Below are 16990 nucleotides of genomic sequence, written 5' to 3'. Positions count from 1 at the left end.
AGTGGAGCCGACTGTTCTTCTCCCCATCGGGGAGAAGGTGGCGCGCTAGCGCCGGATGAGGGGGAGCCCTCGCTAGACCATCGGTTGCCTGTAATCGGCGGCGTAATGGCCGGTGAGGCCGTGTTCGAGCTGCCGTTCGATATCGGTCAGCAGGCTCGACGCGCCGAAGCGGAAGAGGTGCGGTTGCAGCCACTGGTTGCCCAGTTCTTCCTTCATCAACGCCATGTATTTGAGCGCGTCGCCTGATGTGGCGATGCCGCCGGCCGGTTTGTAGCCAATCTCGATGCCGGTCTCCTCGGCGAACCAGCGGATCATGCGGATCATGGTCAGCGACGTCACGAGATTGGCATTGACCTTTTCCTTGCCGGTTGAGGTCTTGATGAAATCGGCGCCGGCCAGCATGCAGACGAGCGAGGCCTTGGCGATATTGGTCTGGGTGGCGAGTTCGCCGGTGCCCAGGATGGTCTTGATATGGGCGTCGCCACAGGCTTTGCGGAAAGCCTTGACCTGGTCGTAGAGCGCCTGCCAGTCGCCGCGCAGCACCATGCCGCGCTCGATGACGATGTCGATCTCTTTCGCACCGTCCTTCACCGAAGCCTCGATCTCGGCGATCTTGGTTTCGACCGGCGCAAGGCCGTGGGGGAAGGCGGTGGAGACCGCAGCGACCGGAATGCCGGTGCCTTCGAGTGCCCGCACCGCAGTGCCAACAAAGGTGTGGTAGACACAGACGGCGCCGGGCAGGATGCGGCGATTGCCCATGCCGAACTGGTCGAGAATGTCGCGGCGGATCGGGTTGCGGGCCTTGGCGCAGAGGCGCTCGACACGGCCATCGGTATCGTCGGCATTGAGCGTCGTCAGGTCGATCATGGTGATCGCCTTCAGGAGCCAGGCCAATTGATAGTCCTTCTTGACCGTGCGGCGCGCGCCGATCGAGCCGGCGCGGCGTTCCAGCGCAGAGCGGTTCATGCGCACACGCTCGACCCAGTCGAGATCGAGCGGATAGCCCGGATTGCGCTTATGCGTCGGCTCGGCTGTGGTGTTGTCGACGACCTTGAGACTCATAGCTCCTCCACCAGCGCAGGAATGAGCTTTTTCAGCTTCTCCGCACCCTGAACGGCCATGTGCTTGGTATGCTCATGGCTGATATTTTCGCTCGACAGACCCGCGCCCATATTGGTGATGGACGAACAGGCCCAGACTTTCATGTCGAGGAAACGCCCGAGGATTACCTCGGGTGCCGTCGACATGCCCACGGCATTGGCGCCCAGGCGCATGGCCATCTGGATTTCCGCGACCGTCTCGAAACTCGGGCCGGAATACCAGAGGTAGACCCCTTCCCCGAGTTGATAGTCGAACTGCCCGGCCAGCCGCGTCGCCTTGGCGCGGAGGTCGAGGTCGTAGCAATTGACCATGTTCACAAAGCGGCGGTCGGTCGGTTCACCGATCAGCGGGTTCATGCCGGCATAGTTGATGTGATCTGATATCAGCATCAGGTCGCCGGGCTGGAAGCGGGTGTCCACGGAGCCGGCCGAGTTGGTCAGCAGCAGGGTTTCGGCACCGAGCTCGGCCATCGCCTCAAGCGCCGGGCGCATGGCGGGGGCATTGCCGTGTTCGTAATAGTGCTCGCGGCCGGTCAAGACGGCGATACGCTTGCCGCCCATCTGGCCGATGATGAGATCGCGCCCATGGCCGGAGACACCGGCGCCGGGAAAGCCCTTGAGCTCCCCATAGGGAATGAGGACCTTGTCCTCCATCAACTCGCCGATGGCGGAGAGGCCCGAGCCCAGCACGAGCGCCGCCGCGATAGGCTCGCTGCCGGCAATCTTGCGGATGGTTTTGGCGGGCTTGCTCATTTGCCCAAGAATTCCGGCCCAAACGAATGCGGCAGCAATTGCCCCAGGGTTTGCACCAGGGGTTGGCCGTCGACGCCGTGGGAAATCACTTCCACGTCGAGATCGGCGAATTCGCGGATGCGCTGGCGGCAGCCGCCGCAGGGGGTGACGGGCATGGCGCCGGGACCGGTGACATAGATGCGGCGAATGCGTTTGCCCCCGCCTGCGATCATGGCGGCGATGGCGCTGGGCTCGGCGCAATTGCCCACCGGGTAAGCGGCGTTCTCGACATTGCAGCCGGCATAGATCTTGCCGTCATCGGCGAGAATGGCGGCGCCGACCTGGAATTTCGAATAGGGGGCATAGGCCCGCGCGCGAATGGCTTCGGCGGCCTCGAAGAGGGCCTGGTCGGTATTGTTGGTTGTTTGCACCATGTCTTGGTTCCTTTGCATCCCTCCCCCTTGAGGGGAGGGAATGAGGGTGGGGGTCGCCAGGAGATACCCCAAACGACCCCCTCCCCAGCTTTGCTACGGCCCGTAGGGCCTAGCGCCGCTACCCTCTCCTCAAGGGGGAAGGTGGGCAGAACAGCGCCCTAGCGCTCCTTGGTATAGGGTATACCTGCCGCCTTCGGGGCAACGGCGCGGCCAATGAAGCCGGCGAGCAGGATCACCGTCAGCACATAGGGCAGCGCCTGGATGGCCTGGACCGGGACTTCGCCGATGATCGGGAAACTTTGGCCCTGAATGCGGAACTGCACTGCGTCGAGGAAGCCGAACATAAGGCAGACCAGGAGCGCCGGACCCGGCCGCCACTTGGCAAAGATCAGCGCCGCCAGCGCGATATAGCCGCGCCCGGCCGACATGTTGTTGTTGAAGCCTGCCGACTGGGCGATCGAGAGATAGGCGCCACCAATGCCGACCAGCACGGCGGTGATGACCAGCGCCTGGAAGCGCAGTCGCGTCACCGAAATGCCGGCAGTGTCGATGGCTTTGGGGTTTTCGCCCACGGCGCGGAGGCGGAGGCCGAAGCGGGTACGGAACAGCACCCAGGCGGTCACCGGCACGACGATGAAGGCGAAATAGGTGATGATGTTATGGCCCGAGATCAGCTCGTAATAGATCTGCCCCAGGATCGGTACTTCGCGCAGCTCGTTGGCAAAGGGCAGCGTGATCGGATTGAAGCGCTGGTCGCCGGAAAGCTGGGGCGTATAGCCACCGCGCTTGAACCAGGACTGGCCAAGGAAGGTGGTGAGGCCGGCAGCGAGGAAGTTGAGGGCCACGCCGGAAATGGTCTGGTTGCCCTTTAAGGTGATCGAGGCCAGGCCATGAATGCCCGAAAACATCATGGCGGCGGCAATGCCCGCGAGGAGGCCCAGCCAGGCGGACCCGGTGACGGCCGACATGGCGGCGGCGGCGAAGGCGCCGGCCAGAAGCTTGCCCTCGAGACCGATATCGACAATGCCGGCGCGTTCCGAATAGAGCCCGGCCATGCAGGCGAGGATCAGCGGCACGGCGAGGCGTACGGTGGAGTCGAGGATGAGGGTGATGTCGACGAGATAGCTTTCCATCACTTGGCTCCCGTCGTCGCATCAGGTCGGGTGAGCAGCCTCGACAGCGGCGCGCGCAGCATGTCGCCCATGGCTCCGGTAAAGAGGATGACCAGAGCCTGGATGGTGACGATCATTTCGCGGGTGATGCCCGGCATCTGGAAGGCCAGTTCCTGCCCGCCCTGGTAGAGGATGCCGAAGAGCAGAGCCGAAAGGCCCACGCCCACCGGATGGCCCTTGCCCATGAAGGCCACGGCGATGCCGACGAAGCCGGCGCCGTTGACGAAGTTGAGGATCAGGCGACCCTGGACGCCGCCGACATTGTTGACCGCGACCATGGCGGCCAGCATGCCGGACATGGCCATGACGATCATGATCAGCTTCTGGTTGGAAATGCCGGCATAGTTGGCGGCGACCGGATTGTGGCCGAGGGCGCGCACGGCATAGCCGAACTTGGTGCGCCAGATCAGCCAGTAGACGAAGAACAAGGCCGCGATGGCGAGGAAGAAGGTGAGATTGACCGGCGAGTTCTTGAAGAGCTCGATGAAGGTCCGCAGTTGCGGCACGCGGGTAATGGCCTCGAGCGGGGCGCTTTCGTCGGAATTGACACCCTCGGGCTTCAGAACCCGGCTGATGAGGAAGCCCATCATGGCGGTGGCAATGAAGTTGAACAGAATAGTGGTGATGACGATGTGGCTGCCGCGCTTGGCCTGCAGGTAACCCGGAACAAAGGCCCAGGCCCCGCCGAACAGCGCGCCGGCGACGATCATCAGCGGAAACACCAGCGCCCAATGCATGCCGTTGAGCGCGAGGCCAATGAGGATGACGCCGAGGCCGGCGACATAGGCCTGGCCCTCGGGGCCAATATTGAAGAGGCCGGCGTGATAGGCGAGCGACACGGCCAGGCCGGCAAAGATGAAGTCGGTCGTGTAGTAGAGCGTATAGCCGAAGCCAGACCCATAGCCGAAGGCGCCATAGAGCATGATGCCCACGGCCTGCAGCGGGTTCTGGCCGACGGCGAGAACGATGAGGCCACCCACGAGGAAGGCCAATACGACATTGAGCAGGGGCAGCAGGACGACGTCGGCCCAGCGTGGCAATGGGGTCATCAGTTGGTATCCCTGCCGGAATTGTCTTTGGGGCTCATCTCGACCAGCGTCTGCTGCATCGGCGTCTCATGCGCGGGCAAGGTGCCCGGCTCGGTGATCACTTGGTCGCTGTGCGAGCCGGTCATCAGGAGTCCGAGTTCGGTCTCGTCGGCGGTGGCCGGATCGGCCTCGCCCACCAGGTGCCCGTCGAACAGCACGAGGATGCGGTCTGAAAGCGAGCGGATTTCGTCCAGCTCCACCGAGACGAGGAGGATGGCCTTGCCGGCATCGCGCATCTTGATGATTTGGTTATGGATGAATTCGATGGCGCCGATATCGACGCCGCGGGTCGGCTGGCCGACGATCAGCACGTCCGGATCGCGCTCCATTTCGCGCGCCAGGACGATCTTCTGCTGGTTGCCGCCGGAAAAATTGGACGACTTGAGATCGAGATTGGCCGGACGGACGTCGAACTTCTTGAGATAGTCCTCGGCGGTCGAGCGCGCCTTGCCGATATCGAGGCCGAGCCCTTCGCCATAGCTGCCCTGGTAGCCCAGGATGGCGTTTTCCCAGGCCATGAAATTGGTGACGAGGCCCATGCGCAAGCGGTCCTCGGGCACATGCGCAAGCCCGGCCGCGCGGGCGCGAGCGGCGCCGTCGTCACCCTCGAGCGAGAGCACCTTGTCGTTGACCGAAATGGTGCCGCCGAGTTGGTCGCGCATGCCGGCAATGGATTCGAGCAGTTCCGACTGGCCGTTGCCAGCCACGCCGGCAATGCCGACGATCTCGCCGGCGCGGACTTGGAAGCTGATATTCTTGACGCGCGGCACCTTGAAATCGTCGGTGACGATGAGGTTCTTGACGTCGAGCAGCACCTTGCCGGGATTGGCCGGGCCCTTTTCGACGCGCAGCAGCACACGGCGGCCCACCATCAGCTCGGCGAGTTCGCCGGGCGAGGTATCCTTGGTCTGCAGCGTCTTGACCATGGCCCCCTGGCGCATGACCGAGACTTCGTCGGTGATGGCCATGATCTCGCGCAGCTTGTGCGTGATGAGGATGATGGTCTTGCCCTCCTCGCGCAGCTTGCCGAGGATGCGGAACAGGTGATCGGCCTCGGCTGGCGTCAGCACGCCGGTGGGCTCGTCGAGAATGAGGGTCTCGGCGCCGCGATAGAGGGCCTTCAAAATTTCCACGCGCTGCTGCTGGCCGACCGAAAGGTTCTCGATGATGGCATCGGGATCGACTTCGAGGCCGTAGTCGCGGGCAAGTTGCTTTAAATGATCGCGCGCGCGGTTGAGCGTCGGGCGCAGGAGCGCCGAGTCCTCGGCGCCCAGCACGACGTTTTCGAGCACGGTGAAATTGTCGACCAGCATGAAGTGCTGGTGCACCATGCCGATGCCCAGCGCCAGGGCATGGCGGCTGTCGGTGATCTTCTGCGGCACGCCGTTGACGCGGATTTCGCCGCTATCGGCAGTGTAGAAGCCGTAAAGGATCGACATCAAGGTCGATTTGCCGGCGCCGTTTTCCCCCACGATGCCATGCACCGTGCCGCGCCGAACCGCGAGGTGGATGTCACGATTGGCGTGAACGGGGCCGAAATGCTTGTTGATGCCGACAAGCTCGATAGCGAGCGCAGAGGCAGCGGTCCCGGAGGACCGCTGCTCGTTTGTCGGGTTAAGACCTGTCATCAGTCCAACCCCTTTTGGTGACGCCTCAGAGGGCTTCGCAGGTCTTGTCGGTGCGGAAGTCGTGCACGGTGACAGCACCCGAGATGATGTCGGCGGTGGCCTTGTCAACCGCTGCCTGCATTTCCGGGGTGATCAGATCGGCATTGTTCTCGTCGAACGCTGCGCCAACGCCTTCTTCGGCGAGGCCCAGGGTGATCACGCCAGGCGCCCAGGTGCCGTCCTCGACGCCCTTCATGGCGTTGTAGGTGGCGACGTCGACGCGCTTGAGCATCGAGGTCAGGACCGAGCCGGGATGCAGGTGGTTCTGGTTGCTGTCCACGCCGATGGAGAACTTGCCGGCGTCGGCAGCAGCCTGGAGCACACCGGCGCCAGCGCCACCGGCGACCTGGAAGATCACGTCCACGCCCTGGTCGAGCTGCGAACGGGCAACTTCGGTGGCCTTGACCGGGTCGTTGAAGGCTTCAAAGCCGGTGCCGACATAGGTCTCGATGACTTCGATATCCGGATTGACCGACTTGGCGCCCTGGGCATAGCCGCAGGCAAAGGCTTCGAGCAGGTCAAAGTTGAAGGCGGGGACGACGCCGATCTTGCCCGATTCCGACTGCATGGCAGCCAGCACGCCCACGAGGTAGGAGCCTTCGTGTTCCTTGAAGACGACCGACTGCACGTTGGGCAGGTCGACCACGGAGTCGATGATGGTGAACTTGGTATCGGGGAATTCCGGAGCCACGGCGCGCAGCGCGGTTTCCCACGAGAAGCCCGGCAGCACGATCGGGTTGTTGCCGCGCGAGGCGAACTGGCGCACGGCCTGCTCGCGCATGGCGTCGCCCGAGATTTCCAGATCCTGGTAGGCGCCGCCTTCGGCCTTGAAGCGCTCGGCGCCGGTATAGGCGGCTTCGTTGAACGACTTGTCGAACTTGCCGCCGCCATCATAAACGAGGGCGCCGTCAGCAAAGGCTGCACCAGCCAGCACGGCGCTCAGTGCGACACCACCGGCGAAAGCCTTGGTAATGGTCGAAATTTTCATTGGTTTACGTCTCCCTGTCTCGCACCAGCAGCGGGCCAGAGCCCGTTGGTCATCCTGCGTGCGCTAACGGGGAATAAAATCGTGCAATGGCCTCTGCCGCAAGAGGGCAGGCGCGTAATTTTTCCGATTGGTCAAAATTCGCTTGGGACAACCCGAGGCCCGCCATACGGACATCAGAACCGGGCGAGCAGCGCCTCGAACATCGCGCCCAGATCGAGATCGGCATAGAGGGTCACCATCACTGCCAGGGCGGCGATGAGATAAAGGGCGAAGCTGTCGCGGGACTGGGAGGTCATGATCGGATTTGATGCAAATTGCGTTGAACTGACCCTTGTGTAGCGGATCGCACGCGGCGGAATCATGGCGCGATTGCGCGCCTTGGCAGCGTGGTTAAGCAAAGCTGAAGATGCAGTGGATCAGGCCGGACCGAGCGGGGTGATCTCCACGCCCATGGCGCCTGCGAAGCGCTCGAAAAAGCCATCGATGATGCGCTGCGCGGAATTGCCGACCAGGGCCTTGCCCAGCTTCATGATCTGGCCCGATGCGCCACCCTTGGCCGTGAAGGCCAGCAAGGTACCCTCGCCATCATCGGCAAGGGTGATGTCGGCGCTGCCCTCGGCAAGGCCCAGTAGCCCGCCCTTGCCCTTGCCGGAAAGGGTATAACTCTGCGCCACATCGACATTGGACAGCAGCAGCTCGCCTTTGAAGACGGGTTTCATCACCCCGAGATTGACCGTTATGGCGAGATCAAGCGTGTTCTCGCCCGACCAGGCAATATGGGTGCAGCCGGGTATGGCGGCCTTGAGCATTTCGGGATCGTTGAGGGCCGTCCAGACCGCCATGCGATCGGCGCCAATACGGTAGCGTCCACCAAATTCCATCAGGCCCGAAGCCCCGCTTGGGACGGATCGTCGGCAGTGCCGCAGGGGCGAGCAAACATGGCGGAGGTCCCACTCTTTACGTGCGGCTTTTTCGCACCAATATGGACTAAATAGTTGCCCGGGCGTGCAGTTGCAATTGTCAGGCCGGGCCGCAGACGCAATCTAGGGCCAGACGGCCACGTCGCCAGATCGGCCCAGTATATGAGGGAGCCCAGCATGACCGACCAAGTGACCACCACTGCGACCCCCGCATCCACCGTTTCGGTGCTGACCGAAAAGCCGTTGCAGTATCTGGACAAGGCGGTCAACGCCATCCGCGATCTCGGCATCTGGCCGGAAAACCAGGGCGAGGCGCCGATCACCGGGCTCCTGCAGCAAATCACCGAACTCGACGAAACCCGTGTCATTCTCATCGGCCGCACCCTGAGCCAGGCAAGCGCCTTCAACGAAGTGGTGCGCGAGCAGGTCGCTGCCATGAAGATCGGCGAACGCTACGAGGACATCACCAAGGGCTTCGACTCCATCCGTGACGACGCCAAGGGCATGGTCGACCAGCTCCAGGACAATAAGATCGACACGTTCGAGCGCATCTCGAATGTGTGGATGAAGGTGAGCCGCGGCGACATCGCCACCCGCTTCAACAAGATCCGCGACACCTACCTCTCGGTCACCGCCGACACCAAGGACCAGATCGACCGCGAGCATACCATTCTCGAGGCCTATCGCGATTTCCGCGGCGCGCTGAAGCAGTCCGAAGTCATGGCGCTCGAAGTGCTGGCGACGGCCGAGCAGCGCCTCAATGAAAAGAAGAACATCCTCCAGAAGGCCGCCGACGAACTGGCCGCCTTCTCCGGCACCGTGCCGGCCGATCGCGCCCGTCTCGAAATGGCGCGCGACGAGCGCCTGCGCGAAATGCAGAACGAGGAAAAGCGCTACCAGATCGCCAAGGACCTCTCGGACAACCTGACCATTTCCTACAACACCTCGGAAGTGGTGATGGCGCGCCTGATGCAGACCACCAATGCCAAGGAGCGGGTCTACCAGCAGTCCATCTCGTTCTTCTCGACCAACGAGACCGTGCTCACCGCCCTTTCCGCCTCTTTCACCGGCATGTTCGGCCTGCACGAGTCGACCGAAACGCTGAACGCCATGAAGGAAGGCATGTCGAAGTCGCTCGAGACCCTCAGCGAGATCGGCGACAAGGTGCAGGAAGAGGCTGTCCGGGCCGGCTATGGCCCCACCGTGCGCGCCGATGCCGTCAAGAAGCTCGTCGACTCGGTCGTCAACTTCCAGGAAAAGAGCCGCACCATCATCAATGAGATGCGCGTGGCCTCGACCAAGAACTCGGCCGAAATCCGTGACGCGGTGGAAGATGGCAAGCGGCGCCTGGCGACCCTGGCGGCCGAGGGCAATGCCCTGTTGCTCGAAACCCGGTCCTGACATCACTAGGGCAAGGGATTGAAGGCCTTCATGAGTGACGCGACGGCCAAGGCCGCTGCCCCCCTCGACGAAGTCATGCTGGCGATGGACGTGGTCGACACGCTCCGTCACCGGCAGGACCTGGTGACGCGCGAGCTCGATGGAGCAGCGCGCGAGAAGCAGCTCATCGAAAAGCTGCGCTCCGTCTATCACCAGCAGGGCATCGAGGTCCCCGACCATATCCTCAAGGAAGGCGTCGCGGCCCTGGCCGAAAGCCGCTTCACCTACGAGCCCCCTGCCCCCGGGCTGGGGACGACGCTGGCGCGTCTCTATGTCGGCCGCAAGGTCTGGGGCCGTCCGGTGGCGGCCGTGCTCCTGGCTCTGGCCGTCGTCGGCGTGGGCTATTTCGGTGTCTGGCAGCCGATCCAGCGCGGGCAGGTCGAGCAGGCCCGGATCGAATTGACCGAGACGCTGCCGGCGCAGATGGATGCGCTGTTCCAGACCATCTACGACGAGACCAAGGTGCAGGTCGCGGTCACCCAGGCCGAAGCGCTGGCCAGCCGCGGCAAGGCCTTTGCCGCGGAGGGCAATCGCGAAGGCGCCGAGGACAGCATCGCCCGGCTGACCACGCTGCGCGACACGCTGCGCCAGGAATATTCGCTGCGCGTGGTCAATCGCGAGGACGTGCAATCGGGCTTCTGGACCTTCCCCGAGGTCAATACCGACGCCACCAATTATTACATTGTCGTGGAAGCGCTGAACCCCGATGGCGAGCCGGTATCCCTGCCCATCCTCAACGAGGAAACCGGGCAGACCGAAACAGTCTCGATGTGGGGCGTGCGTGTTTCGGAGGACATCTATAACTCCGTCGCCGCCGACAAGCAGGACGATGGCATCATCCAGTCCAACCTCGTGGGCCGCAAGTCGAGCGGCTTTCTCGATGTGCAATACGCCGTGCCCGTCATGGGCGGCGCCGTGACCCAGTGGTAAGCCCATGAGCATACGTGGCCCACAGGCCCTGGCCAGCCTTGAAGACGCGATGCGCGACATCCGCCGCGAAGAAGACGAAGTGTCCAAGCGCGTCGCCCGTGCGGCCGAGCGGCTGAGCAAGACGCGGGAGAACGAGGCCGAACTGTTCCGGCAACTGGCGCGCCTCCGGCTGGACCCTGCCCTGCAGCAGGAACTGGACGGCCGCATTTCGGGCGCCGAGGCCAAGGCCCGCGACACGCTCAAGGCGCATGCCCGCGATGTCAGCAAGGCCGAAGAGGCCATCGCCACCCTAGACACGCAACGCGCCGAACTGGCGGACCAACGCGCCGCGGCACTCAAAGTGCTGGCCGAGCAGCAAGCAGAGCTCGAGGCCCTGACCAAAACGCAATCGGCGCGGCTGGCCACGGACCCGGCCTTTGTCGCCCAGCGCGCCGAGACCGAGGAACTCGACCGCATCGCCGAGCAATCGCGGCGCAAGACCGAACAGGCCGAAGCCGACCGCGACGACAAGGACAAGCCCTATCGCGAAGACCCGCTGTTCATCTATCTCTGGGATGCCGGCTACGGCACGTCGGCCTACAAGGCCGGCAATCTGACGCGCTATCTCGATGGGCTGGTGGCCAATCTCGTGGGCTTTGCCAAGGCGCGGCCCAACTATGCCATGCTCAACGAAATCCCGCTGCGCCTGCGCGAGCATGCCGAGCTGCAGGAAGCCAATGTGACTGCGGCCGAGCAGCGGCTGCTGGCGATGGAAACCGACGCCGTGGACGCTGCCGGCGGCAAGCCGCTGCGCCAGGCTATCGCCCGGGCGCAAGCGGAAATCGAAAAGCTCGATGCCGAGATCACCGCCATCGAAGACCAGCGCGATGGCGCAGCGGCCTCGTTGCGCGCCCTGGCCGAGGGGCGCGATCCGGCCTTTGAAGGGGCGGCCGCGGACCTGGCGGCGGCCCTGGGGCGCGAGGACATCCAGACCTTGCTTGCGGAAGCCCGGCAGACCCGCACCGGCCAGGACGACACCATCGTCGCCCAGATCGACGATGCGCGAGCGCGGATGCGCGAGGAACAGGAAGAAAGCCGCGAGCAACAGGAGCGGCTGAAGACCCTGGCCGAGCGGCGGCGTGAACTCGAAGACATTCAGTGGGAATTCAAGAAGCAGCGCTTTGACGATCCCGGTTCGAGCTTTCGTGAAGACCGTCTGGTCGGCGACCTGCTGAACGATTTCCTGCGCGGCGGCATTTCGGCGGCGAGCTATTGGGACCAGTGGCGCAAGAGCCAGAACTGGGCGCCCGGCAGCGAATGGGGCGCCGGCTACAAGCCGACACGGCAGAACAGCCCCAACAGCCCATGGGGCCCGAGTGGCGGCGGCTTCAACTGGCCGGATAGCAGCATCGGTTCGTCCGGACGCAAGAGCAAGCCGTCGAGCGGCGGTTTCGGCGGCGGCTGGGGTGGTGGATCATCCGGCGGAGGCGGCTTTTCGCGCCCGCGCACCGGCTCGTCCGGTACCCGCAAGCATGGCGGCTTCAAGACGGGTGGTGGGTTCTAGGGTCGCCGAGGGCCACTGGCGGCGACTGCTCGGTTGCAGTTGGTCCTCGGGTCAAGCCCGAGCACGGCCCCGAGTGGGCGGAGCGTGTGGGGGACGTCAGTTCTGCTTGGGCTGCGCCATCAGTTCCCAGACATTGCCTTCCGAATCCTCGAAATAGGCCGAATAGCCCCATTCGCTTTCGGTGCCGGGGGTGATGACGGAGCCACCGGCCACCAGCACACGTTCGAGGATTTCGTCCACCGCCTCGGGGCTTTCGGCGCGATGGCTGAGAACGAAGCCGGGCGTGCCTTCGAGGCTTTCCGGCTTGCCGGCGGTCTGGGCGATCTGCTCGCGCGGGAACAGAACGAAGGAAAACTTGTCGTCGAAGAAGAAGGCGACGTGATCTTCGCCGGCGCCGATCTGGTCGTCGCTGATGTCGAACAGCTCCCGGTAAAAGGCAAAAGCGCGTTCGAGATCGTCGACACCGACGGTGATGATGGAGATTTCGGGTTTCATGGATCAGACCTTGTCGCCGCCGGTGGAAAACAGGGCCTCGAACTGCCCTTCCTCGATGCGCGCGGCGGCGATCACCGCCTGGGTGCGGCTGTCGACATCGAGCTTTTGCAGGATAGCCGAGACATGCGCCTTGACGGTCGCTTCGGAAATGCTGAGCTCATAGGCGATCTGCTTGTTCATCAGCCCGTCGCTCAGCATCATCAGCACGCGGACCTGCTGCGGGGTCAGGGTCGCCAGCCGCTTCATCAAAGCCGTGTGATCGTCATCCCCGCCCAGGGTGGTGCCTTGTGGCACGAAAACCTCGCCGGACAGCACGGTCTCGATGGCGCGGCGGATTTCCGTCGGTCCGACGGATTTGTGCAGGTAACCGGCGGCGCCCAGCTCGAATGCGCGGCGCACCACGGTACCGTCCTCGACGGCGGAAATGATCATGACCGGAATGTCGGGATACTGAGCGCGCAGCAGCAGGAGGCCCGAAAAGCCGCGCACGCCGGGCATGTTGAGATCGAGCAGCACGAGGTCGCAATCACGGTCGCTATCGAGCGCGGCGCTGAGGCTGGTCAGGTCGCCCGCCTCCTCGACGCTCACCGTGGCATCGCCGCCGGCCAGGGTTTGCCTCAGGGCCGCCCGGAACAGGGGGTGATCGTCAACGATGATGATACGACGGCGCGTCATGAATCAAACCTGTCACAGAGGGCCTTGCCGGAGTTGAAATTGCACGGAATTCCGGCGCTTGCCCGTGCATATTGCGACAATGCTTAACGGGTTCTTTACCATGTTTTCCCAAGAGTGGCCGTCATACCTTCGTGTTGAATCGCGAGGGGTCCGTCTCTTTCGACGAAGGACCTGTCATGCCCCGCGCCTACAGCCACTCGAACTACGCAGAACCGGCCCACGACCCCGGCGCCGGTGAGTGGCAGGCCCTGCGCGGCGAACTGGTCGCACTGCTCGACAAGGTCGAAAGCCATTATGCCGAGGCCGAACCGGCCGCACCCGCCATGAACGGGCTCGCCCAGCGCGTGCGACACCTGCGCGACCAGGTCGGCGCGCCCGAGCCGGCCAATCGTCGCCGCGAGGCGCTGCGGACGGTCAAGCGGGCCGTCGACCGGTTCACCGAACGCGACACATCGGCAGCCGAGATCGAAGTCACCGACGAGCTGAGCTCGGCGATTGCCGAAATCCGCAGCCGCCAGGGCGCACAGATGCCACAGCCCATGCGCCGCGCCACCGACATGCCGGAGATCCGGGAGCTCGGGGCTCTGGTGGGCGGGATGAGCCAGCGCCTCGAACGGCTCGAAGGCGAGCTCAAGTCGCAGCGCTCCAATGCCGGCCATGTGCGCGAAGTCGCCAGCCAGGTCGAGCAGCTCACCCAGGTTGTGGAACTGCTCGCGGGCGCAGTGGGCGAAACCGGACAGGTCAAGCGTCTCGAAGCGCAGATCGCGGCCCTCGGCGCGATGATCGAAGACGCGCCGCGCAACGACCTTTCCATACTCAATGCCCGGCTCGACGACGTGTCGACCACGGTGGGCAAGCTGGCAGAATTGCAGGCCCAGCAGATGGAGCGCGAGATCGCGCGCGACCAGCGCCGCAATGCCGAGAGCAAAACCGACGCGGCCACGGTGATTGCGCCGGCGGTGCAGACCATCGAAGCCAGCGTGCGCAATGTCTATGACCGCATCGACGCTATCGAGCGCACGGTTGCCCTATCTGCCGGTGATTTCGAGCGCCTGACCAGTGAAATGGCGGCCTTCACCCGCGCCGTCGAGAACCGCTCCGGTGACCAGGGCGAACTGGCCCAGCAGGTGGAGGCCCTTGTCGCCAGGCTGGATTCGGCCAATGGCGGCAATGCCGAGCTCGGTGCGCTGAAGGCGGAAATGGGCGCCTTGCGCAATGCCGTCATGGCCGGCATGGAGCCGCGTTTCTCGCGGCTCGAAGACCAGATCGAGGCGCTGAGCGAGCGCATCGTGCCGGTCGATACCCGCGCCGTGGAAGATCAGCTCAAGCTGCTGATGGCCCGCATGGACGATGCCGGCGCCCAGCTCGACGGCCTGGCGCGACTTTATCACGCCGCCGAAGAACGGCCCGATTTCGACACGCTGGCCGACCTCGTGGCCGAACGTGCCAGCGAAGCCTTCAGCCGCAAGGCCCCGGCGCCCGTGGCCATGTTCGGACCGGAAAGTCTGAAGAGCATCGAGGATCGGCTGACCGGGCTCATCAAGTCGGCCGGCAAGACGCCCGACTATGAGCAACTGGCCGAACTCGTCGCGACCCGCACCTCGGAAGCCATCCGGACACCTGCTGCAAACGGGCTCAGCGACGAAAACATGGCCGTGCTCGAAAAGCGCATGGCAGCGCTGTTCAACACTGCGGGCAAGGATACGGCCGAGCGCCTGACCCGGCTTGAAGCTGCACTTTCCGGCAAGGCGGCTCCCGCCCCGATGCCGGCCCCTGCTGCTGCCCGGCTCGCCGCCAGCAACGCCGATGCCGCAGCCGGGCAGTTTGCCCAGGCGCTGCGCGGCGAGGAACCGGCAGGCAATCGCCTCGACGCCATCCTGGCCGGCCTCAGCGACGGGCAGCGCGACGCCATGCCCGCCAATCCCGCCGATGAAGCGCCGCTGGTCGATCCCGGCTTCCCCGAAAAGGCGCCGGTGCGCACGGCCCTCAATGGCAAGGCAGCACCGGTTCAGCCGGCCCGCCCAGCGGTCGAAAAGCCTGCCGCGCCGGTTTTCGATCCGGGCCAGGCCGAGCGCCCGCCGCGCCCGCTGTCGAGCTTTGCCGATAGCGGCAGCGATCCGTTTGCTCCTGCGCCCCGCGCCGCCGAGACGCCGGCCGAAGTGGCGCCGACCCATTCGAGCACCAGCACTTTCGTTGCTGCCGCAAGGCGTGCGCAGCGGGCCAAGCAGGAAGAAAGCCAGGCCGCCGACAATTCATCCATCATCGCGCGGGCGCTTTCCCGGGTGCGCCCGAAGAAGGACGCAGAAGCCGAAGCGCCCGAGGCAAAGCCGTCCAAGGCCGCCCCTGCTTCCAAGCCGGCTGCCCCTCTTAAGGCCGAACGCCGGCCGCGCAAGGCGGAAAAGCCCACCCCTGCGGTGGCGCCGGAACCCGTGGCGCCGCGCCTGCCAGGCAGCGACGACGCCCGTCCGAGTTTCCTCACCCGCAATCGCCGTCCGCTCCTGCTGGCCGCCACCCTCCTGGCCGTTTCCATGCTGGCGCTCAACCTCGTTATGCAACGCATGACCCCGGCCACGCCGCCCGCCGCCTCGGCGTCGGTGCCCGCCGAGACGACCAATCCGCCGCCATCCGATGACCAGTCGTCGGTGGTGCCGCCGCGCGTCATCGACATGGTCGATGTGACCTCGACGGGGTCGATCAACCCGGGCGAGCCGATGAGCTTTGGCCAGTCGACCACGCTTGCGACCGCAACGCCCATGCCGCCCACCTTGCAGACGGCCGGCGGCCGAATTGCGCTCGCATCGTCCACCGACGCGCAGGCCGCGCCGGAAACGACGGGTTCGATCGCAGCGCCGGTTCCCGGTGCCGATGCTATCGCCGAGACGTTCGACCTGCCGCCCGAGGCCGTCGGCGCGCTGGAGCTGCGCGAAGCGGCAGCCGCCGGCAATGTGCAGGCGCAGTTCGAAGTTGCGGCGATCTACACCGAAGGCCAGGCCATCGAGAAAGACCTGGTGGAAGCCGCCCGCTGGTATGAGCGCTCCGCCTCGCAGGGTTTCGTGCCGGCGCAGTATCGCCTGGGCAACCTCTATGAAATGGGCTCGGGCGTGGAAAAGGACCTCGAACAGGCCCGGCTCTGGTATCAGCGCGCTGCCGAGAGCGGCAACCGCATGGCCATGCACAATCTCGCGGCGCTCTATGCCGGCGGGGAAATGGGCGAGCAGCAGTTCGACCTCGCCGCCGAATGGTTTGCCCGCGCTGCCGCCCACGGCATGACCGACAGCCAGTTCAACCTCGGCATGCTCTATGCCCGGGGGCTCGGGGTCGAGCAGGATTTCGAGCAGTCCTTCAAGTGGTTCTCGCTGGCGGCCGCCAATGGCGACCAGGACGCGGCCAAGGCACGCGACGACATTGCCAAGTCGCTGTCGGCGGAAGCCGTGAGCCGGCTTGAGGACGAACTGGCGGCCTGGAGGCTGCAGCCCGTGGACCTAGCGGCGAACTTCGCGCCGATCGGTACCTGGTCGCCCGCTTTCGACCCCGGCGCGGCTATTGCCAGCGGCGACGTGATCAAGCGCGTGCAGCAGGCCCTGACCAAGCTCGGCTTCGACGTGGGGACCCCCGACGGCGTCGCCGGACCCAAGACGCAGGAGGCCATCAAGGCCTTCGAGCGGGCCACCGGCATGAGCGAGATGGGTGTGATCAATCCGCGCCTGCTCGCCGTCTTGGGCAGCCAGCCGGTCTGATCCCGGCCGACTCTTGTCGGTCCGGCCCCGGCCGGCATTCGGCATCAACCTTTGACATCGTCATGGCCC

At 64.7% G+C, this 16990-nt stretch carries 14 protein-coding genes and 1 pseudogene; 4 read left to right on the top strand and 11 right to left on the bottom strand.

Going from position 1 to position 16990, the window contains the following annotated elements; translation table 11 throughout:
* Positions 1-72 precede the first annotated feature (72 nt).
* The 9 genes and pseudogenes from deoC to JEQ47_RS07855 all read right to left on the bottom strand — a co-directional run bounded on the left by deoC (position 73) and on the right by JEQ47_RS07855 (position 8062).
* Positions 73-1062 (bottom strand): deoxyribose-phosphate aldolase, encoded by a 990-nt coding sequence (deoC, locus tag JEQ47_RS07890; protein WP_198875875.1) that lies wholly within the window; start codon positions 1060-1062, stop codon positions 73-75.
* Positions 1059-1853 (bottom strand): purine-nucleoside phosphorylase, encoded by a 795-nt coding sequence (locus JEQ47_RS07885; protein WP_198875874.1) that lies wholly within the window; start codon positions 1851-1853, stop codon positions 1059-1061. The genes deoC and JEQ47_RS07885 overlap by 4 nt, the downstream gene beginning before the upstream one ends.
* Positions 1850-2266: a cytidine deaminase gene (locus JEQ47_RS07880; RefSeq protein WP_198875873.1), complete on the bottom strand. Its 417-nt coding sequence runs from the start codon at positions 2264-2266 to the stop codon at positions 1850-1852. Before JEQ47_RS07880 ends, JEQ47_RS07885 begins: the two co-directional genes overlap by 4 nt.
* 158 nt (positions 2267-2424) lie before the next feature.
* Complete coding sequence (locus JEQ47_RS07875) at positions 2425-3399, bottom strand: ABC transporter permease (protein ID WP_198875872.1); 975 nt, start codon at positions 3397-3399, stop codon at positions 2425-2427.
* Entirely contained in the window at positions 3399-4487 is a 1089-nt protein-coding gene (locus JEQ47_RS07870) for an ABC transporter permease (protein WP_198875871.1), read from the bottom strand. Before JEQ47_RS07870 ends, JEQ47_RS07875 begins: the two co-directional genes overlap by 1 nt.
* A gap of 116 nt (positions 4488-4603) precedes the next feature.
* A pseudogene (locus JEQ47_RS07865) lies at positions 4604-6154 on the bottom strand (ABC transporter ATP-binding protein); the annotation flags it as partial.
* 25 nt (positions 6155-6179) lie between these two features.
* Entirely contained in the window at positions 6180-7181 is a 1002-nt protein-coding gene (locus JEQ47_RS07860) for a BMP family lipoprotein (protein ID WP_198875869.1), read from the bottom strand.
* Positions 7182-7354: 173 nt separating this feature from the next.
* Entirely contained in the window at positions 7355-7477 is a 123-nt protein-coding gene (locus JEQ47_RS20935; protein WP_268905724.1) for a hypothetical protein, read from the bottom strand.
* A 120-nt stretch (positions 7478-7597) separates the two neighbouring features.
* On the bottom strand, positions 7598-8062 hold the full coding sequence (locus JEQ47_RS07855; protein WP_198875868.1) for an SRPBCC family protein: 465 nt from the start codon (positions 8060-8062) through the stop codon (positions 7598-7600).
* 216 nt (positions 8063-8278) lie between these two features.
* On the opposite strand from JEQ47_RS07855, the gene JEQ47_RS07850 reads away from it, so the two are divergent.
* From JEQ47_RS07850 to JEQ47_RS07840, 3 genes are read left to right on the top strand one after another with little or no spacing between them, the layout of a single operon-like run.
* Complete coding sequence (locus tag JEQ47_RS07850) at positions 8279-9502, top strand: cell surface protein (protein WP_198875867.1); 1224 nt, start codon at positions 8279-8281, stop codon at positions 9500-9502.
* A 30-nt stretch (positions 9503-9532) separates the two neighbouring features.
* Positions 9533-10471 (top strand): DUF6384 family protein, encoded by a 939-nt coding sequence (locus JEQ47_RS07845; protein ID WP_198875866.1) that lies wholly within the window; start codon positions 9533-9535, stop codon positions 10469-10471.
* A gap of 4 nt (positions 10472-10475) precedes the next feature.
* The gene (locus JEQ47_RS07840; protein ID WP_198875865.1) at positions 10476-12014 is read left to right on the top strand and encodes a coiled-coil domain-containing protein; all 1539 of its coding nucleotides are present in this window, start codon (positions 10476-10478) and stop codon (positions 12012-12014) included.
* A gap of 96 nt (positions 12015-12110) precedes the next feature.
* On the opposite strand, the gene JEQ47_RS07835 is transcribed toward JEQ47_RS07840, so the two are convergent.
* Both JEQ47_RS07835 and JEQ47_RS07830 read right to left on the bottom strand, forming a co-directional pair.
* Complete coding sequence (locus JEQ47_RS07835) at positions 12111-12509, bottom strand: VOC family protein (RefSeq protein ID WP_198875864.1); 399 nt, start codon at positions 12507-12509, stop codon at positions 12111-12113.
* A gap of 3 nt (positions 12510-12512) precedes the next feature.
* The gene (locus JEQ47_RS07830) at positions 12513-13184 is read right to left on the bottom strand and encodes a response regulator (RefSeq protein WP_198875863.1); all 672 of its coding nucleotides are present in this window, start codon (positions 13182-13184) and stop codon (positions 12513-12515) included.
* Between the two features lie 176 nt (positions 13185-13360).
* On the opposite strand from JEQ47_RS07830, the gene JEQ47_RS07825 reads away from it, so the two are divergent.
* Positions 13361-16921 carry an SEL1-like repeat protein gene (locus JEQ47_RS07825; RefSeq protein WP_198875862.1) on the top strand — a complete coding sequence of 1187 codons (3561 nt, stop codon included), beginning with the start codon at positions 13361-13363 and terminating at the stop codon, positions 16919-16921.
* Positions 16922-16990: the final 69 nt, after the last annotated feature.

The organism is Devosia sediminis, assembly GCF_016411825.1.
GTDB lineage: Bacteria > Pseudomonadota > Alphaproteobacteria > Rhizobiales > Devosiaceae > Devosia > Devosia sediminis.
This window is presented reverse-complemented; position numbering and strand designations above follow the sequence as displayed.